Raw genomic sequence first — 20,214 nt, forward strand, 5'->3', positions numbered from 1 at the left:
GATGCAGCTGGACGAGCTCGACCGAAAGGCCGCCGAGCACTTCGAAGGCTATGTCGTGCGCAAGGACCTGGTGCGACAGTTCAGCCGCCAGTTCCCGGTACCGACCTATGTGGTGGAGTTCCTGCTCGGGCGCTATTGCGCCACCATCGACGAGGAAGAGATCAACGAGGGTCTCGACATCGTCCAGCGCCAGCTCGCCTCGCGCACGGTCAAGGCGGGTGAGCAGGAGCTGTTCAAGGCCCGCGCCCGTGAGGAGGGGACGGTCAAGCTGATCGACCTGGTCAGCGTCCGCCTGGATGCCAAGACGGACTCCTATGTCACCATCCTGCCGAGCCTGCAGCTCAAGGACGTGCGCATCGCCCCGGAGATGGTGCGCGCGCACGAGCGGCTGCTGACCGGCGGCTTCTACGCCGAAGTGACGCTGAGCTATGACTCCGCCATCGCCCAAGAGGCCCATGGCCGGCCATTCGGCATCGATGCCCTGCGTGCGATCCAGCTCTCCAAGCGGGACGTGCTGGATGTACTGGCGCAGGCACGGGAGGGCCTGAGCAGCGCCGAGTGGAAGGATTTCCTGTTGCGCAGCGTCGGGCTTGAGCCGGCCCAGCTCAGCGCGCGGGCCAAGGACGCCCTGTTGCTGCGCATGGTCCCCTTCGTCGAGCGCAACTACAACCTGGTGGAGCTGGGACCGCGGGGCACCGGCAAGAGCCACCTGTTCCAGCAGGTCTCGCCCTATGCCCACCTGATCTCCGGTGGCAAGGCGACGGTGGCCAAGATGTTCGTCAACAATTCCACCGGACAGCGGGGTCTGGTCTGCCAGTACGATGTGGTCTGCTTCGACGAGGTCTCAGGCATCTCCTTCGATCAGAAGGATGGCGTGAACATCATGAAGGGATACATGGAGTCCGGCGAGTTCAGCCGTGGCAAGGAGAACATCCGCGCCGACGGCTCTATGGTGCTGGTGGGCAACTTCGAGGTGGACGTGGAGCACCAACAGCGCGTCGGCCACCTGTTCGGGCCGTTGCCGCCGGAGATGCGCGACGACACGGCCTTCATGGATCGCATCCATGCCTATCTGCCGGGCTGGGACGTGCCAAAGATGCAGCCGACGCTGTTTACCGACCACTTCGGGCTGGTGAGCGACTTCCTCTCGGAGTGTTTCAGCCGGCTGCGGATGGAAAGTCGACTGCCGCAGCTCCAGGGCCGGATTCACCTGGGCGGTGCACTCAGCGGGCGTGACATCAACGCCACCAACAAGACCGCCAGCGGGCTGCTGAAGCTGCTCTATCCCGCTGCCCGGTCACATATCTCTGACGAGGACCTGGAGTGGGCGGTGCGCCTGGCGCTGGAGGTGCGCCGGCGCGTGAAGGAGCAACAGAAGCGCATCGGCTCCGCGGAGTTCCGCAACACCCACTTCAGCTATCTGCTCGGCGAGGAAGGCGTCGAGAAGTTCATCGTCACCCCGGAGCTGACGAGCGAGAACAGCATCGGCGCCGACCCACTGGAGCCGGGGCAGGTGTGGACACTGAGCCCCGGTGGTGCGGACGAACACCCGGGCCTGTATCGGATCGAGGTGAACGAGGGACCGGGCAACGGGCTGCGCATCCTGAACAAGCCCACGCCGCCGGCCTTTCAGGAGTCAGTGCGCTATGCCGAGCAGAATCTCTACGCCCGCGCCGCCCAGCTGGTTGGCGACCGCGACCCGCGGGCGCACGAGTTCTCGGTCCAGCTTCGGAGCTTCGACGCTGCCAAGACCGGGAGCCAGGTCGGTGTGGCGGCTCTGATCGCCCTTTGCAGCAGCCTGCTCAAGAAGCCCCTGCGCGGCGGTCTGGTCGTCATCGGCGAGATCAACCTGGGCGGCTCCATCGAGCCGCTCCACAACGCCGTCACCCTCGTCGAGCTGGCCATCGAGAAAGGGGCGCAGGCCGTGCTGATGCCGGTATCGAGCCGCCGGCAGCTCTTCGACCTCTCCGACGACATGGCGACCAAGGTCGACACGCAGTTCTACCAAGACGCCAGGGATGCCTTGCTGAAGGCGTTGGTGGAGTAGTCGCAGCTTGGGTCCACCCGGATGCCGCGACAGAATTCCTTCATCGATGGCGCGCGACTATCCGTGATTGCAGGTGGCGTGAAGTGCGCCTTGCCGCTTCCCATGTGCGTCGAGGCCCGCCAGAAACTGCGTCGCCGCGCCGCCGGTTCGACAAGGGCCCCGCGGGCCAAGCGACAGCCCGCACTCACTTTGCGCCGGTCGGCATGGCGAGTGAGCGGTCCAGATCGCAACCGGCTGCAGACCGGGCGAGGCCGGTGACTGCCTCAGCTATGCTTGCATCTGCCCGCCCCCGTATAGACGATCCGAATCGTGCACATCCGCCGGCCGCCGGCCGCAGGCCGTGCAGCGCGGCGGTGCCGGCAGCTCCGGAATCCTCCTAGGATCGATGGAGGCCGCGCGGCCGCATGCCTCACAGGACGCGATCAGGTCGGACTGCCAGGGCGGGTAGGTGTCGGGCGTATTGGCGGTCTCAAGCATCCGGGTGCGCCGTGCTGGGATGATATCGTAGCCTGGGTTTGAGACAGAGGCGTTGCCCAAGCGCATGAGCGCATCCCAGCTATCACAGAACACCTGCAACCTGACCTGCCGCGCGGTCCCATGAAGGCCAACCGCCGCGGAGCTTCGCCGAGGCCGATAGGGCGACGCTCGGGCTGCTGTGGCGTGATCGACCGCCGTTTGCCGAGGCTGTCGCGGGCCGAGCGTTTACGGAGCCGTCTGGCGAACCCCCGACCCTAGATGTTCTGAAAGACGCGCGGAACCGATGGACGGCCGAGCTGACGACCTATCCTGAACCGTTGCGTGAGGCTATCGGGACCAACTGCGAGGCGCTGTTCGAAGGGGCGGAGCGGTGGTGTCCAATGGGCGGGCGCACACCGTAGCGTGGGGTGGGCTCTGGACGAAGCCAGAAATCGCCGGCTTTCTGGCAGACAGCGGCCGCTCAGAACAGGCTGCGCTGACGGCAGCATGCGGCCAGTAACAGACTTGACGCCGCACTGCCCGACGGACAGCATAAGGAACTTAGCAACGCACATCGAAAGCGCCGCGAACCCGTTGATTCACTGTATGTGCTGCCCCTTCCAACGGCGGATGCCCGGCGGAGATATGCTGTCAATCGACCACTGTGCGGCTCATATGCGGCCAACTCGCCGCATATGCCGGCAAGTGTGCAGCCCCCGTTCGGCCGTAAGCCTCTGGACAAGCGCGAGATCTTGTGGCTAAGCTCATGTGCGGGTGCGGCACATGCGGATCATTGCGCCGCCCAATAGATGTTAGGCCTCTTATTCCTCACTATGAGCGCGTCGGTCCTCTACTACCCGCACATTGAGATTGCAGACCCAAAGTGGCTGAAGACAGCACTACTATTGTGGGACAACGTTTATCGAATAGTGCCGACAACCTATGCGCCTGCAGATGATGACGACACGAAGCGAGCCGTCGATGCGGGACATGTCAGGCCAGTAACCCTTGAGAAGCCCGATCTGCAGGGCATTGCGGATGATTTCCGCGGGTTTCTCCAAGCACTCCCAGATTTGCCTGCCGGCCTTGAGCCAGGTGGAGAAGTCTCGCAGCTGCATCCCGAGAAGGTCGACGCCACGCTTTACCCCTTGCTTGATCAGTACGCTCAGGGTGGCAGCAAGGGTGGATGGATTGAACTGCCGAGCGAGATCGTTCGTGGATACATGTTCTATCTGTCGGCCAAGGTTGCGGAGAGGCGACAACTACACCGCTGTACGGATAGCAAGTATTCGTACGCTATCTCTACCTACTTCACCGAGGAAGCAAATTTTGACGAGTATCTGTACAACCGAGAATCGCCTGGCTTCTATGCATCACTAATACTTCAAGACGTTTTGCCTATCAATGTAGAGGGTGTACCTATGGACCACATCCTCCGTGTAGCTCAATCCTCGCGAGACGAGCGCCTCATATTTCGAAACGAGCTTCAACGGTTTACAGACGGACTCAGGGACTGCCGGAGCAAGGATCACGCAGAGACGGTCTTGAATGATTACAAGCAGGATCTCCTGCGAGCCAAAGACAACCTAAAGCGAGCACAGGGATTTCTGGGAGAACATGATCGGGGCAGTCTCTTGACGATGGGCGCCCCGGTGGCACTTACCGCCTTCGGAGGCCTTGTAGCAGCTGGCGTAGATCCATTTGATCTTTTGACTCTTTCTTCATCTTTGCTGCTGGGCGCAATGGCGGCGTACACAGACTTCAGCAGAGCCACGGCAGCCTCAGCCAACCCGTACGGGGCATCCTATCTTGTCTCGCTTGAGCGAGAGTTCGCCGGTACTGGCAACTTTCCTGCCTTTGACCGGTATCTTGAAGAGTTCGTCAACGACTGAGCCGAGAGGCCTAACCCCTCGCTCAAGCTGACCCGCTACGGCAGGCGCTGTAATCCCCGCCTGAGCCAGTCGTACCATCGTCTCAGTCCAGGCTTACAGTACCTGCTTCCGCGGGCAGCAGGTTAGCTTGAACGTTATGTCCGCTGAGGGTCGGTACCTGTCGCCGCCGGACAGTCCGTCCAGCGTCAGCTCAGGGACCGTAAGCCTACGCTGACCGTGAGTCGCCGGCAGACGGATGTCGGCCACGCGCGGACGTCGACGGGTAGACCAGGCAGACAGCCACAAGCCCCGACATCGGCCCACCCTCGCGGTCGAGGCGATGGACAAGCTCCTAGGGCAGAAAGAGCCGGGCCGCGGCTGACGGGTTCGACGGGAAGTAGAGGTGCAGATAGCTCGCGCGCACAGGCCCCTGCACATAGAAGGGCTCGCCTGCCCGGGTGCCGTGCTGGCGCAGCGCGTGGCCCACGGGCTGCACCGGCGTGGTCATCCGGGAGTGATGGAAGCTGTGCCCGCGGATCTCGCCGTCGTCCGTCCACAGCGCCTGCATGCCGAGGCCCGCGAGCCGCGGCTGCATCTGTGCCTGCCCCGGCAGCAGGCCGGCGAGGTCCGCGCCATGGCCGGATTTGTCTGTCAGGCGCTCCAGCAAGTAGAGCATGCCGCCGCACTCGCCGTAGACGGGCCGGCCCGCCGCCACGTGGTCCCTGAGCGCGGCATGCATGGCCCGGTTCGCAGCCAGCGGGGCCAAATGCAGCTCCGGATAGCCGCCCGGCAGGTAGAGGGCGTCCGCTTGTACGCCTTGGTCCGCCAACGGCGAGAAGAAGGCCAGCTCGGCCCCCAGCGCTTCCAACACCCGCAGGTTCTCGGGGTAGAGGAAAGAGAAGGCCGCATCCCGCGCAACGGCGATGCGCCGCCCGCTCAGCAGCGGCGGCGGTCGGGGTGCAGCCGGCGGCACCCGAAAGCCCACCGCCGGCGGCAGCGAGGCGAGGGCAGTGCCGACGAGCGCATCCGCGGCGGCATCCAGCCGGCGCTCTAAGTCCGCGATTTCCGCCGCCTGCACCAGTCCCAGGTGACGGCTCGGCAGCGCCGCGTCGTCGAGGCGCGGCAGTGCCGCCAGCAGTGGCAGCCCGTCCGGCAGTCCGGCGGTGAGCATTTCGCGGTGGCGGGCGCTGCCGACGCGGTTCGCGACCAGGCCCGCGAGCCGCAAGCCTGGCCGCCGGGTCGCGAGGCCCAGGGCCAGCGCGCCGAAGGTCTGCCCCATGCCGCGGGCATCCATCAGCGCGGCCACCGGCAGGCCGAAGCGCAGGGCCAGGTCCGCGGCGCTGGGCTCGCCGTCGAAGAGCCCCATGGCGCCCTCCACCAGGATCAGGTCCGACTCGCCCGCGGCCTCGAACAGCAGCCGCTCACATTCCGTCGCGCCCAGCATCCACAGGTCCAGCACCAGCACCTCGGCGCCGCTCGCCTGGGCCAAGATCATCGGATCGAGAAAATCCGGGCCGACCTTGAACACCCGCACCCGCCGGCCTCGGCGCGCATGGTGGCGGGCCAGCGCAGCCGTGAGCGTCGTCTTGCCCTGTCCGGACGCGGTGGCCGCCAGCAGCAATGCCGGGCAATGCCTGGCCGAAGCCCGGTCTGCGCCGCCGGACAACTGGGCCTCAATGGGACGGGTTTGCATTCGCATTCTGGCTCCCACTCTCATCTGGCTGACGGACGGCATCCTCTTCCAGCGACCAGGGCACGATGTAGCTCTGACCCGCATGCACCCCGGTCACCGCATCGATCCCATAGACCGCGCGCAGGTTGGCGGGCGCCAGGACAGCGTCCACCGCTCCGGTCGCCACAGGCTCGCCCCGATCCAACAGCAGCAGGCGGTCGCAGAAGCGGCTGGCCAGCGTCAGGTCGTGGAGCACCACGATGGCGCCGCCGCCGTCGGCGCAATGCCCGCGCAACAGCGCCATGACCTCCAACTGGTGGCGCGGGTCCAGCGCCGCCACCGGCTCGTCGGCGAGCACCAGGGGCGCCTGCACCGCCAGCACCCGGGCGAGCCGGGCCCGTGCGCGCTCCCCGCCCGAGAGCTGATCCGCGCGGCGCCGGCGCAGGCTCCAGACATCCGCGGCCTGCATGGCTGCGTCGACGGCGGCCAGATCCCCGGCACCCGGCGCGCCCCCCCAGCCCGAGCGATGCGGGTAGCGGCCCAGGGCCACCAGCTCCGCCACCGTGATGGGCCATTGGACTTGGTCGTCCTGACTGAGATACGCCAACCGCCGTGCCCGCGCCCGGGCACCCAGGCGAGCGATGCGCTGCCCGTCCAGGCGGATCTCGCCTTGGTGGGGCAGCACCTGGGCGACGGCCTTCACCACCGTGGACTTGCCGGCGCCGTTGGGGCCGATCAGCCCCAGGATTTCGCCGTGCTCCACCCGCAGGTCGACCTCCTGCACCAGCGCGCGCCCGCCCAGGTGCACCGACAGACCCGTGACGGACAAGAGACTCTTGGACTCTCGGCTCACGGATGGGACGCTCAGGGATTGCGCGCTCAAGGTATCGCCCGCCGGCTCTTCAGCACCAGCGCCAAAAAGAAGGGCGCCCCCACCAGCGCCGTCACCACGCCCAGCATCAGTTGCTGCGGGGTGTCCAGCAGCCGGATGGCCAGGTCCGCCGCCAGCACCAGCAGCGCGCCGCCCAGGGCGCTCGGCACCAGCAGCCGGCCGGGCCGGTGTCCCACCAGTCCGCGCAGCAGGTGGGGCACCACCAGACCGACGAAGCCGATGGTGCCCGTCACGGACACACAGGCGCCGACGGCCAGGGCGGAGCCAGTGATCACCAGCCCGCGCAGCCGCGGCAGGTGCACGCCGAGGCTGGTCGCCTCCGCCTCGCCGAGGGTCAGCAGCGTCAGCGACGGCGCCGCGGCCAGAAGCAGCGCCAGACCCACGGCGACGAAGGGCAGTACCAGGCGCACGTCGGCGAGGCTGCGATCCGCGATGGACCCCAACAGCCAGAGCACGATGTCCTGTACGCTCGCCGGATTCGGCGCCAGGTTCAGCGCCAGGGAGGTCAGGGCGCCGGCCAGGGACGACAGGGCCACCCCGGCGAGGATCAGCGTCAGGTTCGAGGCCCCGCCGCGCGTCAGCGCATAGAGCAGCAGTGTCGCCAGCAGGGCGCCGGCCATGGCGGCCGCCGGCAGCGACCAGATGCTCACCGCCGTCAGCCCGAAGTAGAGCGCCAGCACCGCGCCCAGCCCGGCGCTCGCGGAGATGCCGAGCAGACCCGGCTCCGCCAGGGGGTTGCGCAGCAGCCCCTGGAGTGCTGCACCGGACATGCCGAGTGACGCCCCTAGCAGCCAGCCCAGCAGCACCCGCGGCAAGCGGATCTGCTGCACGATGAGCCGGTGCTCCTCGTGGCCGGTGCCGAGCAACCCGCCCAACACCTCGCCCCAGGTCAACGGCGCCGCACCGAAGCCGAGGGAGACCAGGCTCAAGCCCAGCAGGCCCAGGGTCAGCAGCCCGACGAGCCCCATCGCACCGGACAAGCTGGTCGCGGCCACGGCGCCCGTCTCGGTCTGCGGTTGGCCGCAAGGCACGGCAGCGCGGGAGACTGCGCTCATGGCCCGCCCTCTGCATCCGGCAGCGCCCGCAATTGCGCGGCGATGGCTTCCGCGGCGCCCACCAGCTCCAGCCCGCCGCAGCCCCAGATGCGGCTCGGCACCTGGACCGTGGGCCGCCGCGCCAGCAGGTCCTGCAGCAGTGGGTGACGGGCATAGGCGGATGCGCCCGGCGGCTCCTGCTGCTCGAAGTAGCCGAGCAGGAAGACATCCGGCGGATTCGTGATAATTCGCTCCAGCGGATAGGCGCCCCAGCCGACATGACCCTGCTCGGCGGCGAGGTTCACCAGCCCCAGGCCTGTCAGCACGTCATCCACATAGGTGCCGGCCCCGGCGCTGCCGCCCCCGGGTCTGAGATAGAGCGCGCGCAGCGGCGGCAGATCGTGAGCCAGCTCCTGCATACGCCGCTCGGCGGCACCGGCCAGCGCCGCACCGGCCTCGGCGCGGCCGATTTGTGCCGCGACACTGCGAGCCGTGGCCAGGGCATCGTTCCAATCACGGGGATAGGGCACCTCGATGAGCTCCGTACCCTGGCCGGCCAGCAGCTCACCGAAGCGACCGCCGGTCCAGCCGGAATACACCAGCGCCTTGTCCGGCTGGTAATAGAGCAGGTCCTCGACGCCGCCGTCGTTGGCGGGATAAGCCGCCGCGCGCTCGGCAATGGGCGACAGCTCAGGGTCCCGGCTCTGACGCGACAGGGAGACGACCTGCGCCGGTGCCGCCACCGACACCAGCAGCAGATCCGCGCACAGGTTGGTGCCCATGACCCGGGGCAGCCCCTCAGCGGGCGCCGCCATAGGGGTCAACAGCCAGAAGAGCAGACCGGTTACCAGGGCGGTCAGCGGTCGCGTCGGTATCGGGCGCAGTCGCCCGCAGCCCCGCGGCCTGTGCAGATCGGCAGCGCGGGCGCACAGTGTGAATCGATACATCGGTGCCGATGGTAGCGTGAAACAGACACGAGGGAGACCCGCAACCGGGTACGGCTTTTGACAACCTGAGACACTACGGTGCCGAGTCACGTCGGCAGCGTCGGTCTGCGACCCGCAGGCCCACAGGCCCGTATGGGAGGGTGGATGAGCGAAGCGAAATCCACCCGAGCGAATGCCCGACTCCCCAGCCCCCGTCGCTGGTGGACTGCGCTTCGCTTGTCCACCCTACGACGCCGAGCCCTCATCCATGTGCGCCCGCCGTGCAGGTCGGCCCCGACTTACCCCGGCATCAGCGCTCTGCGACCCGCCGCAGGCAGCGGCCCAGCGGCAGCAGCACATAGCCGAGCAGTGCGGTGCCAAGGGCCGCGACGCAGAGCGCCTGCAGCGCAGGCCCGGCCGCCGGGTAGCCGCCGTCGTCGACCCAGAGCCCGACGCTGACGATGGCGGCAACCGCGACGAAGGCCAGGTGCACCGAGCCGTCATGGATGCCCCATTGGCTGCGCCGCGCCAGCCGCACGCCGATGACGGCCGCAAGCCAGCCGCCGCCGAGGCCGAAGGCTACGTCCACCGGCCAGTGCACCCCGAGCGCCGTGCGGCTCAGCCCTGCCGCCACCGCCGCCAGCAGGAACACCGTCCGCCAAGCCCGTCGCCGCGCGAACAGCGCCAGCACGCCGAAGAGAACCCCCGCCGTGACACTGTGCCCGGACGGGAAGCTCTCGCCCCGGTGACCCGGCCCGATGAGGTTGAAGCTGCCGGGCGGGAGCACCGCCGGCGGACGGGCCGCGTCCAGCAGCGGCTTCAGCCCGCGGGAATACAGGGCCGCCACCAGGCCGGCGACGATGAGCGCCCAGAATACCCGCGGATGGCGACGCGCGAGCAACAGGCCGAGTGCAAAGGCCACGCGCTCGTCGCCGAGCACCGTGAGCCCCTGCCAGAGCCAGTCGGGCAGCTCCGCGGCGGCGCTGTTGAGGGTCGCGAAGCCCCCATGGTACCCCGCCAGCAGCCAAAGGCCGGCCCCCAGCACCAGTGCGGCGAGGGCGGCGACGGTGAGCCAGGCCGTTGCCGCCGGGCCGGGCCAGGGATCGCGGGCAGCGCCGCGGAACAGGGCCGCATCCAGCTCGCCGCCGAGCGCCGCCCACAGGCGCAGGACCAGACCCCGCCGCCCGCGCGCGCCGTCAGCCATCGTCGCGCCCGCTAGCACCGCCGCGCGCGAAGGTCGCCAGGGCCACGGGTCCGCGGCGATAGACCGTGACCAGCCGGTCTTCGGGCCGGGTGGCGGCGAGGTCGTCCAGCTTGTCCACGCGCAGGAACACCAGCTCGCCGGGCTCGGGGCGGTCCACCTGCGGCGTGACGGCCTCGCGGTAGACGCTGAAGCTCGGCATGCTGGTGCGGAACACCACCGTCGGCTGATCCAGCTCCCGCGCAATCAGCGCCGCCTGCTTCACCGGCGCCTGCATCACCGCGAACACCCGCGGCACCAGGGCGCCGAACACCACCAGGGTTTGCACCACCCCCGCCAGCAGCAGCCTTTGCCAGACGGGGATGCGTGGGACGAATGCCAGCACCAGCAGGGTCGCGAGCCCGGCGAGGGTCGTCAGCACATAGGCCCAGTCCAGCACGCGGGCGCCCTCGGCGAACAGGGCCTGCTCATGGGCCCGGTCCGCCTGTCCCGCCAGCAGCGGCAGCACCAGCGGCAGCGCCGCCAGCAGCGCCATGAACGCCAGCGGCGGGCCGAAGGCGAGCCAGCGGCTCGTGAGCGCATCGCGATGGCGTGCCATCAGCAGGAACAAGGGCGTGATGCCATAGACCATATAGTGCGGCAGCTTGGTGTCCGAGAACGAGAAGGTGACGAGCACGAAGCCGAACCACAGCAGCAGGAACCGATCCAGCGGGTCCGCCCAAAGCCCCCGCGCCATGGGCAGCAGGCGCAGAAACCAGCCGGTGAAGGGCAGCAGCACCACCGGCAGCATGACCAAGTAGTAGCCCGGAAAGCCCGCGTGGCCGTGCTTGACCCCGCCGTAGCGCCCGAGGTTGTGCTCCAGGAAAAAGCTCTGGAAGAAGCCCGGCCCGTCGTCGAGGTAGATCGCCAGATACCAGGGCCCGGCGACGGCGATGAACACCAGCCAGCCAAGCGGTGCGAAGACCGCCGACAGCCAGTCCCTGAAGCGCCCCAGCGACAGGCAGTAGGCAAAGCTCACCAGCAGCGGGAAGAACACCGCCACCGGCCCCTTGGTGAGGAAGCCTAAGCCCAGCCACAGATACACCCGCAGCAGCAGCCCCCGCCGCGGTCGCTCCAGCCAGCGATAGATATCGAAGAAGGCCAGCGCGATGAACAGGTTCAGCACCGCATCGGCCACCGCCGCCTTGCCGATGATGGCCACCTGGAGCCCGAAGGCCATGATGAGCGCGGCAACCGTGGCCGTGGTCGCATCTAGGCGCGGGCGGGCGAAGCCCCACAGCGCCGCGAGCCAGAGCGTCGCGGCGATGGCCGAGGGTAGGCGCAGCGCAAGCTCGTTCAAGCCCAGCACGGACACGGACGCCGCCTGCAGCCAGTAGATCAGCACCGGTTTGTCGTAGCGGGGCTCGCCGTCGCGGTGCGGCGTGATGAAGTTGCCGGAGGCCAGCATCTCCCGCGTGGCCTCGGTGAAGGCGCCCTCGTCCAGGTCGTAGAGCGGTACCGCGCCGAGCTGCCAGAAAAAGCCCAGCCACACCGCCAGCGCCAGCAGCGCGAAGGCCGCCGGCGGGCGAAGCAGGGCGTCGCCCCATGGGCGCCGCGCTTCCGCCGGGCTCACGCCGCCCCCGTCCAGCCCGAGCCTTTCCAGCCTGCCTGGCTCGGGTCCGACTGCCAGCGGATGCAGTGATGGGTGCGCTCGTGCGAGGCGAAGAAGGTCCGCGACAACACCTCCGCCAAAACGCCGGTGGTGAGGAACTGGATGGATGCCACCAGCAGCAGGATGGCCATGAACAGCAGCGGGCGCTGGCCGATGTCCTCGCCGAAGCCGAACTTGACGATCATGAGCCACACCATCGTCAGCCCGCCGACGGCGCCGAAGCCGAGCCCGATGGCGCCGAAGAAATGCCCCGGCCGCGCGCCGTAGCGCAGAAAAAAGAACGCCACCAGCAGGTCCAGCAGCACCCGAAAGGTGCGCGAGATGCCGTACTTGGACGCGCCGCGCTCGCGGGCGCGGTGGCTGACCTCGGTCTCGCCGATGCGCGCCGGGTCCGTAATGCCCGCCACCCACACAGGAATGAAGCGGTGCATCTCGCCGAACAGCCGCACCTCCTTGATGATCTCGGCGCGGTAGACCTTCAGGCTGCAGCCGTAATCGTGCAGCGTCACGCCGGTGACCCGACCGATGAGCGCATTGGCGATGCGCGAGGGCAGCTTGCGCTTGACCAGCGCATCCCGGCGGTCCCGGCGCCAGCCCTGGAGCAGGTCCAGGTCCCGGTCCATGAGCTCATCGACCATGCGCGGGATGTCCGCCGGGTCGTTCTGGAGGTCCCCGTCCAGGCTCGCCACCAGGCGTCCCCGGGCGGCATCGAAGCCCGCCTGCATCGCCGCCGTCTGCCCGAAGTTGCGCCGGAAGCGGATCACGCGCACATGCCGGCCGTAATGGTCCGCCTCTGCCTGCACGCGCTCGGCGGTGCCGTCCCGGCTGCCGTCGTCCACCAGGATCAGCTCCCACGGATGCCGGTAGTCCGCCAGCCCCTCGTGCACCCGCGCGAGCAGTGGCGCCACGTTGTCCGCCTCCTCATAGAGGGGGATCACGACGGAGAGGCTGCGCGGGTCTGCGGCCGAGTCAGCGGTTGCGGGCAAAGAGATGGTCGCCGCGTCGGGCAGGGCGTGGGGGTCGGGCTGAGTCATGGATGCTGCGAGCTGCTGGCGCCGCTGTGCCCTAAGAGGCCGGGCCCGCGGCGTGGCGCGCAGCTTAAGCCCAGCGCCCGAGGGCGTCCAGCTCTGCCAGCGTATCGGTCGTCATCGAGCGACCCCGGCGAGCTGAGCGCCCTGTGCCGGCGCGTCGGTCATCCCGGTGCGCCGCGTCCCGCAGCGCACGGCGACTTGGTTGCGTCCCGCGGCCTTGGCGTCATAAAGGGACTGGTCTGCGGTGCGCACCAGCGCGTCGCCGTCGCAGCCGCACTCGGTCTGCACGGCCACGCCCAGGCTCATGGTGACGACGCCGAACGGCGAGCGTGGATGGGGAAGCCGCAAATCGGCCACTCCCCGCCGGATGGACTCGGCGATGCGCAGCGCCGCCTCCAGGCTGGTCTGTGGCAGGATGACGACGAACTCCTCGCCGCCGTAACGAGCATAGAAATCCCCGCTGCGACGCACCGCGTCGCGCAGGACACCGGCCACGGAGCGCAGCGCCTCGTCGCCGGCTTGGTGGCCGAACGCGTCGTTGAAGTTCTTGAAGTAGTCGATATCGCCCATCACCACCACCAACGGCAAACTATCGTAGCGTAGCTCCGCCGTCAGCTGGTCGATGAAGAACCGCCGATTCGGGATCCCGGTCAGGGCATCGAACAAGGCCTCGCGACGCAGCCGGTGGTGGGCCCGCCCGAGCATGCGCCCGGTGACCAAGATCAGCGCCAGCCCCGCCGCGGCGACCAGCCCATGGCTCAGCAGCAGAGCGCGCAGGGGCAGCGGGGCCAGTTCCGGCAGCGTGATGCTGATGCCCCCGCGCACATCCCCGACATGCTCGTCCTCGTGGCAGGCCAGGCACGGCCGCTCGGCGTAGAGCGGCGCCATGTAGCGATAGCGCTCGCCCTCCTGACGGGGTGATTCCCACACCTCGTCGACACCCGTCGCGAACCGTCGCAAGGCCGCGGCCTCCCAAGGCTCCGGGGCATTCGCCGGGCGGATCGGGTCCAGGCTGGTAATGTGGAACTGCACGCCGGGCCCGTTGGTGGCGAGCTCGTCGAGCTGCCGGGTCATGTACGCGGGATTGATTTTGGTGAGGGTCAAGTCCGGTGCGACCCGGACGTCCCGCTGCGGACCATCCAGGTAGGGATTCGGCTGGGTATCCGGTGTCACCGGCACATAGACGCCGCCATGATCGGCGTTCCAGCGCCGGGTCAGCACCAGCAGCTGGAAGAAGGACCGCGCGGTCTGCAGGGCGAGGTCGTTGCGATGGTCCACAGCCTGGCCGAGGTTCCAGGCGAGCGAAACCGCCACCAGCGCCACCCAGCCCAGCGCAGCCAGAGACAGCCGCAGCGCTTGCCAGCGGTCGGCGGTGTGCAGCGACAGCAGTGCATGAAAACGACCGACGGCTCCCCCGTCGGCACCCGGCTCTTTACGCCCGATCATGTCGCGACCGTGATGCAGTCGTCTCGTCGTTGTGCCAACCGCCATAGGGTTTTGGCCAAATCTCAGCGCTTATCCCGTAAGCGGCGCAGGGAATAGCAAGAACTATAGCCGACCCAGCGCCCGCGGCTGGCTCGTGCATCACAATCGGCGGTATCGGTTCTTCAGCCCGAGACGCAGCGCGGTGCATTCGGCGCACCGCGCTGGACAGTCCTGCCCCGGAGCGACAAACTTCCGAGGAGAATTCGACGGATGAAGCTCATGCGACCAGTTTGCAGCGCCGAGTCGACCGAAGCCGTTGCCATCGCACGGCACTAGCCCGATGACCGAGCCCGACCGTGTCATCAGCCCCGCCGAGGCCGCCGACGACGGCGCGCTCGACCGCGCTATCCGCCCGCGCAAGCTGGCGGACTATGTCGGCCAGCCGGTGGTGTGCGAGCAGATGGAGATCTTCCTCCAAGCCGCCCGCGGCCGCGGCGAGGCCCTCGACCACACGCTCATCTTCGGCCCGCCCGGGCTCGGCAAGACCACGCTCTCGCACATCATCGCCCACGAGATGCAGGTCAACCTGCGCCAGACCTCGGGGCCGGTGCTGGACAAGCCCGGGGACCTCGCGGCGCTGCTCACCAACCTGGAGTCCGGCGACGTGCTCTTCGTCGACGAGATCCACCGGCTGAGCCCCGTGGTCGAAGAGATCCTCTACCCAGCCATGGAGGACTTCCAGCTCGACATCATGATCGGCGAGGGCCCCGCCGCCCGCTCCATCAAGCTGGATCTGCCGCCCTTCACGCTGGTGGGCGCCACCACCCGTGCCGGGCTGCTGACCTCGCCGCTGCGGGACCGCTTCGGCATCGTCCAGCGCCTGGAGTACTACAGCGCCGAGGACCTCACCCGCATCGTCCGGCGCTCGGCGCAGATCCTGGCCATCCACGCCGAAGCCGACGGCGCCGCCGAGATCGCCCGGCGCTCCCGCGGCACCCCGCGCATCGCCAACCGGCTGCTGCGGCGCGTGCGCGACTTCGCGCAGGTGAAGGCGGGGGGGCAGATCACGCGCGACGTCGCCGACCAGGCGCTCGGCATGCTCAAGGTGGACGGGCTCGGCTTCGACCACATGGACCGCCGCTTGCTCCAGGCGGTCATCGAGAAGTTCGACGGCGGCCCCGTGGGCGTGGAGAGCCTGGCAGCGGCCATCGGTGAGGAGCGCGGCACCATCGAGGACGTGCTGGAGCCCTTCCTGATCCAGCAGGGCTATCTGGTGCGCACCCCGCGGGGCCGGATGGCCACGCAAAGCGCCTATCGGCACTTCGGTCTGGCGCAGCCGCGGCGCGATGGCGCGCCGGTGCAGGACCTGTTCGAGCAGCCTCCCGGCCCCCCTGTGTCAGGGTAGTTGCCGCAACACCCTGCTGATCCGCACTTTTTCCGGGGCGACAATTGGAAAAGAGCTTTGACCTTGGCTCGCCCTACCCCACCATCTGCTCACCAGATACCCAGCGCACGCCAGTTTTCGGTTTCTTGTGCAGAAAACCTGCTGATCTGTCTTCTCCTCCTCGACCCTCGCCCCTCGAAACTCGCTACTTTCCGCCACAACGACAACGATGGTGACCACCGATGATGAGGCTGACTGCACTCCTGCTGCTGCTCGCGGCGAGCTATGCCCTGCAACCGGCGCTGGCCGCGAGCGATGCCGAGGTCCTCACCGAGCTCGAAAACCCCGGCTATCACTCCAAGCCGGACTGGTTCAAGAATTCCTTCCTGGACATCCGCGAGGACGTCTCTGATGCCGCCGAGGCCGGCAAGCGCGTCATGCTCTACTTCTACCAGGACGGCTGCCCCTACTGCGAGAAGCTGCTGCGGGAGAACTTCGCCGATCAGGAGATCAGCCAAACGGCGCGGGACGGCTTCGACGTCATCGCCATCAACATCTGGGGCGATCGCGAAGTGACCGACACGGCCGGTGCCGCGACCACAGAGAAACAGTTCGCCGCGGCGCTCGGCGTGCAGTACACCCCCACCATCCTGCTGTTGGACGAGGACGCCAATGCGGTGCTGCGCATCGACGGCTACTATCCGCCGCACCAGTTCCATGCCGGGCTGCAATACGTCGCCCTGAAGCGCGAGCGCGACGGCGAGTCCTTCCGCGACTTCTACCAACGCCAAGACGCCAAAGCGGCCTCCGGCGAGCTGCACCAAGAGCCCGGCTTCCTCGAGCCGCCGCTCAAGCTCGCCGACAACCGGGCCGAATCCGAGCGCCCGCTGGTGGTGATGTTCGAGCAGCCCGTCTGCACCGCCTGCGACGAGCTGCACCACGACATCCTGCGCCGGGACCCGGTGGCGCTGGCGCTCACCAACCTGGACGCAGTCGTGGTGGACACCTATTCCAAGGACAGCATCCAGACCCCGGACGGCCGCGACATGCCCATCCGCGACTGGGCCGCCGAGCTCGGTATCAACTACACGCCGAGCCTGGTCTTCTTCGATACCGAGGGCGAAGAGGTCTTCCGCACCGACGGCTATCTCAAGGCCTTCCACATCCACGGCCTGCTCGACTACGTCGCCACCGGCGCCTACGCGCACCAGCCCAACTTCCAGCGCTGGCTCCAGCACCGCACCGATGCCCTGCACGCCCGCGGCATCGACTACGACCTGATGCGCTAACCCAGGGCTCTGACTGATCTGACTCAGGGCTTGATATCCAGCACCGGCGTATCGGCGAAGGCATCGATGCCGTCGATCTCGATGACGTTGCCTTGTACGCCCAGCACGCGGCAGCGGCTCAACGCGATCAGGTTCGGACGCACCGGGGCGCGGGTCGCGAACACCCCGCGCAGGTGAGCCTGTCCCTCGGCGAGCGCGGCGAGCTGATCACCAAGGAGAAGCACGGCGAGCGCCTCTCCCGCAAGCACCGGCGCCTGCTCTGGAAGCCGAGCGCGAGTGCACCTTCCCGGCGCGCCTGCGCACGGACCCGTGCTTGATGGAGGACCTCCTCGCCGAGACCATGGACGACCTGGACTGGCCCCGCGAGACCCTGGTGGACTACGAGATCCAGCCGGATGCCGCAACCGTCTGGCTGGACGTGGATCTGCCGGAGATCGGCGACCTGCCCCAGCGCGAGGCGCGCATGGCCAAGCGCCGGCGCCGGCTCTTGGTCAAGGATAAGCCCAAGACCCGCCTGCGCCGGGAATATGCGCAGCATGTGCACGGCATCGTGCTGCGCACCGCAGGCACGGTCTTCGCGACCCTTCCCGGCGTGCAGCGCGTGGTGCTCTCCGGCTACTCCCAGCGCCTCGACCCCGCCACCGGCGTCGTCAACGACGACTACCTGCTGTCGGTGGACTTCGACCGCGACGGCTTCGCGCGTATCGACTTCGACGCCCTGGAGCGGGTGGACCCGGTGGCCGCCGTCGCCGCCTTCCCCCATCGGCGCCGGCTCCTGAAGCGCGACGGCTTTCGCGCCATCGAGCCCTTCGCGATGGCCGGCGCCCTTGACTAAGATGGCCGCAGCGCGAGCCCACCGGGGGCCCGCGAGCCGTCCCTTTGGAGACCTGCCGATGACCGCGTTGCAGCAAGACGTCACAGATATTCTGACGCGGGTCCACCGCCCCGGCGACTTCTATGCCGCCGGCACCATGGACCTCCATCTGCCGCGGTTGCGCGTGGACGGCGTCGGCACCGTCGCCTTGCCGCTGTTGCCGATGCAGGCGGAGCAGCTCATTGCCGTCGCCGAGCAGGCCCCCTATGGCCGCGGCACCGACACCCTGGTGGATACCGAGGTCCGGCGCACCTGGCAGATCGACGCCAGCCGCATAGACCTGGGCGGCCGGCACTGGGGCAAGGACCTGGCCCGCACCGTCCGCGACGCGGCCGCCGGCCTCGGCGTGCGCGGCGAGGTGCAGGCCGAGCTCTACAAGCTCCTGATCTACGACGCCGGCGGCTTCTTTCTGAGCCACCGCGACACCGAGAAGGCCCCCGGCATGTTCGCCACCCTGGTGGTGACCCTGCCCTGCGAGTACACCGGCGGCGAGCTGGTCATCCGCCACAAGGCCCATGAGGCGCGGCTCGATCTGCACACCGACGACCCGAGCCAGGCCGCCTACGCCGCCTTCTACGCCGACTGCCGCCATGAAGTCAGCCCCGTGGAGAGCGGCCATCGCCTGGCGCTGATCTACAACCTGCTGCGCCCCGAAGGCGAGCCCCTGCTCCAGCCGCCGGACCACGACCAAGAGCGCAGGCAGCTCGCGGAGCTGCTGAGCGCCTGGCAGGGCGCGAGCCCGGCGGCGGCGCTGCCGCATAAGCTCATCTATCCCCTGGAGCACAGCTACACCGAGGCCGAGCTCGGCTTCGCCACCCTCAAGGGCGCCGACGCCGCCGCGGCTGGGGTCGTGCTCGGCGCCGCCACCGATGCGGACTGCGACGCACAGCTCGCCATGGTCACCATCGGCGAGAGCGGCTGGGCCGAGCACTTCGGCGGCGGGTATTGGGACGACGAGGGCGGATTCGAGATCGGCGAGGTCATCGACAGCTGGCAGCAGCTGCACACCTGGCGGCTGCCGGATGGCTCGGCGCTGGATATGGCGCCGCTGCCCTTCGACGCAGAAGAGGTCTGTCCCCCCGACGCCTTCGCCGATAAGGACGCCCTGGAGCCGGACTTCGAGGAGGCCACCGGCAACGAGGGCGCCACGTTCGAGCGCATTTATCAGCGCGCCGCGCTGGTGCTCTGGCCTCGGCAAAGGCGTGCGCAGGTGCTGGCGGACGGCGGCCCCGGGGTCAGCGTGCCCTATCTGACCAACCTGGTGAGCCGATTGCCGGTGGATCAACCGCACGAGGCAGCCGCAGGCCGGGGTGCGGCCCTTCGGCAAGAGGCCCTGGACCTTGCGGGCTGCATCCGGGACACCTGGCCGGCATCGGAGTATGAGCGCCAGCAGCTCGGCAAGCGCGGCCACACCAGCGGCCTGCTCGATGCCCTGCGCCGGCTTGGTCAAGCCGACGCTGCCGCGCACTTCGTCGCAGAGGTCTGTGCCGCCGGCGGCTATACGGACGAGGACAACGCGGCCGTCGTGCACCTGTGCGCCGAGCTGCCCGCTGCGCGTGCCGCCAGCCTGCTGCAGTTGGTCATCGCCGGCAATGCAGGGCGCGACCCCGCCGCCTGCGCGCGGCTCCTCGCGCGCTGCACCGAGCAACTGCCGGAGGCGGCCACGGCAAACTTACAGCCGGCGGCATCCGCCTTGCTTCACGGCCTGCCCGATGCCGCTGGAGCGCCAGCACCAACACCGGACGGATTCGGCCCGGCCCCGCCGCAGCCGACTGCGGATCTGGTGCTCGGCGCGCTCTTGGGCCTGAGCCGCATCGACACCGACCTTGCCGACCGGGCCCTGCGCCACTGCTTGGAACGCCCCGCCTTATACGACCCGGACGCCATCCTCCTCCCCGCCTCGCTGGCCGTCGCCGCTACCCAAGACCGGGCCGATATGGCCGCCCTGCCCCCGGCGCTCGTCGGGCTGCGGGACGCGGTGCTCCGTCACCTGGACAACCGCCTCGGGGAAGCCCTCGCCCCGCCGCCGGACTGGCAGCGCGCCGCCGAGGTCCGCTGCACCTGCTCCGATTGCAGCGATCTGAACCGCTTCCTCGCCTCCCCCACCGAAGCCACCTGGAAGCTCAAGGCCGCCGAGCCCAAGCGCCGGCACGTCGAGCACAGGATCCGAAGCCACCGCTGCGACCTCGACACCCACACCGAAAAGACCGGCCGCCCCTACTCCCTGGTCTGCACCAAGAACCAAGCCAGCTATCAGCGCCGCGTGCAGCAGCGGCAGAAAGACATCGAAAACCGGGCGCTGTTGACCGGCGAGCGTCCGTGCTGACGCCCCAGTGGGGCTGGCAGCCCCCCGGCTGCTTCATTCTCACGCGAAGGAAAGCGGCCCAGAAAAGGCGCCAAGCGCAATTCATTATGCGAGGCCCGACGCCGGCCGCCAGCTTTGGTCTCGCCCATAACTCCA

Annotated in this window: 15 protein-coding genes; 6 read left to right on the forward strand and 9 right to left on the reverse strand. The window is 68.5% G+C overall.

The window, feature by feature from the left end; translation table 11 throughout:
* Window position 1 precedes the first annotated feature (1 nt).
* Window positions 2-2,047 carry a protease Lon-related BREX system protein BrxL gene (gene brxL / locus CKO31_RS02360; protein WP_200233688.1) on the forward strand — a complete coding sequence of 682 codons (2,046 nt, stop codon included), beginning with the start codon at window positions 2-4 and terminating at the stop codon, window positions 2,045-2,047.
* Between the two features lie 1,289 nt (window positions 2,048-3,336).
* Window positions 3,337-4,395: a hypothetical protein gene (locus CKO31_RS02365; RefSeq protein WP_200233690.1), complete on the forward strand. Its 1,059-nt coding sequence runs from the start codon at window positions 3,337-3,339 to the stop codon at window positions 4,393-4,395.
* A gap of 331 nt (window positions 4,396-4,726) precedes the next feature.
* On the opposite strand, the gene CKO31_RS02370 is transcribed toward CKO31_RS02365, so the two are convergent.
* From CKO31_RS02370 to CKO31_RS02405, 8 genes are all read right to left on the reverse strand, one after another.
* Window positions 4,727-6,067 carry a cobyrinic acid a,c-diamide synthase CobB gene (locus CKO31_RS02370; RefSeq protein WP_200233697.1) on the reverse strand — a complete coding sequence of 447 codons (1,341 nt, stop codon included), beginning with the start codon at window positions 6,065-6,067 and terminating at the stop codon, window positions 4,727-4,729.
* Window positions 6,048-6,929: an ABC transporter ATP-binding protein gene (locus CKO31_RS02375; protein ID WP_242475080.1), complete on the reverse strand. Its 882-nt coding sequence runs from the start codon at window positions 6,927-6,929 to the stop codon at window positions 6,048-6,050. The genes CKO31_RS02370 and CKO31_RS02375 overlap by 20 nt, the downstream gene beginning before the upstream one ends.
* Window positions 6,926-7,993, reverse strand: coding sequence for a FecCD family ABC transporter permease (locus CKO31_RS02380; protein ID WP_242475081.1), 1,068 nt, complete (start codon window positions 7,991-7,993; stop codon window positions 6,926-6,928). The genes CKO31_RS02375 and CKO31_RS02380 overlap by 4 nt, the downstream gene beginning before the upstream one ends.
* Window positions 7,990-8,919, reverse strand: a complete 930-nt coding sequence (locus CKO31_RS02385; RefSeq protein WP_242475082.1) for an ABC transporter substrate-binding protein — start codon at window positions 8,917-8,919, stop codon at window positions 7,990-7,992. The genes CKO31_RS02380 and CKO31_RS02385 overlap by 4 nt, the downstream gene beginning before the upstream one ends.
* A gap of 289 nt (window positions 8,920-9,208) precedes the next feature.
* Window positions 9,209-10,102 (reverse strand): phosphatase PAP2 family protein, encoded by an 894-nt coding sequence (locus tag CKO31_RS02390; RefSeq protein WP_200233701.1) that lies wholly within the window; start codon window positions 10,100-10,102, stop codon window positions 9,209-9,211.
* Complete coding sequence (locus CKO31_RS02395; protein ID WP_438873995.1) at window positions 10,095-11,711, reverse strand: ArnT family glycosyltransferase; 1,617 nt, start codon at window positions 11,709-11,711, stop codon at window positions 10,095-10,097. The genes CKO31_RS02390 and CKO31_RS02395 overlap by 8 nt, the downstream gene beginning before the upstream one ends.
* Window positions 11,708-12,784, reverse strand: coding sequence for a glycosyltransferase family 2 protein (locus tag CKO31_RS02400; RefSeq protein WP_200233702.1), 1,077 nt, complete (start codon window positions 12,782-12,784; stop codon window positions 11,708-11,710). Before CKO31_RS02400 ends, CKO31_RS02395 begins: the two co-directional genes overlap by 4 nt.
* Before the next feature lie 111 nt (window positions 12,785-12,895).
* A complete protein-coding gene (locus CKO31_RS02405; RefSeq protein ID WP_200233704.1) occupies window positions 12,896-14,227 on the reverse strand; it encodes a GGDEF domain-containing protein in 1,332 nt (443 codons plus the stop codon).
* A 319-nt stretch (window positions 14,228-14,546) separates the two neighbouring features.
* Here CKO31_RS02405 and ruvB point away from each other — a divergent pair, with 319 nt between their 5' ends.
* The gene (gene ruvB / locus CKO31_RS02410) at window positions 14,547-15,611 is read left to right on the forward strand and encodes a Holliday junction branch migration DNA helicase RuvB (RefSeq protein ID WP_200233709.1); all 1,065 of its coding nucleotides are present in this window, start codon (window positions 14,547-14,549) and stop codon (window positions 15,609-15,611) included.
* Between the two features lie 221 nt (window positions 15,612-15,832).
* Complete coding sequence (locus CKO31_RS02415; protein WP_200233710.1) at window positions 15,833-16,879, forward strand: thioredoxin family protein; 1,047 nt, start codon at window positions 15,833-15,835, stop codon at window positions 16,877-16,879.
* Between the two features lie 23 nt (window positions 16,880-16,902).
* Here the strand turns inward: CKO31_RS02415 and CKO31_RS27480 are convergent, their stop codons facing one another.
* Window positions 16,903-17,127 carry a TrmO family methyltransferase domain-containing protein gene (locus CKO31_RS27480; protein WP_322789076.1) on the reverse strand — a complete coding sequence of 75 codons (225 nt, stop codon included), beginning with the start codon at window positions 17,125-17,127 and terminating at the stop codon, window positions 16,903-16,905.
* Window positions 17,128-17,195: 68 nt separating this feature from the next.
* Here CKO31_RS27480 and CKO31_RS02425 point away from each other — a divergent pair, with 68 nt between their 5' ends.
* Window positions 17,196-17,714 (forward strand): hypothetical protein, encoded by a 519-nt coding sequence (locus tag CKO31_RS02425; protein ID WP_200233711.1) that lies wholly within the window; start codon window positions 17,196-17,198, stop codon window positions 17,712-17,714.
* Window positions 17,715-17,772: 58 nt separating this feature from the next.
* Window positions 17,773-20,079 (forward strand): 2OG-Fe(II) oxygenase, encoded by a 2,307-nt coding sequence (locus CKO31_RS02430; protein WP_200233712.1) that lies wholly within the window; start codon window positions 17,773-17,775, stop codon window positions 20,077-20,079.
* The last annotated feature ends 135 nt before the right edge of the window (window positions 20,080-20,214 follow it).

It is taken from the genome of Thiohalocapsa halophila (assembly GCF_016583825.1).
Taxonomy (GTDB): Bacteria; Pseudomonadota; Gammaproteobacteria; order Chromatiales; family Chromatiaceae; genus Thiohalocapsa; species Thiohalocapsa halophila.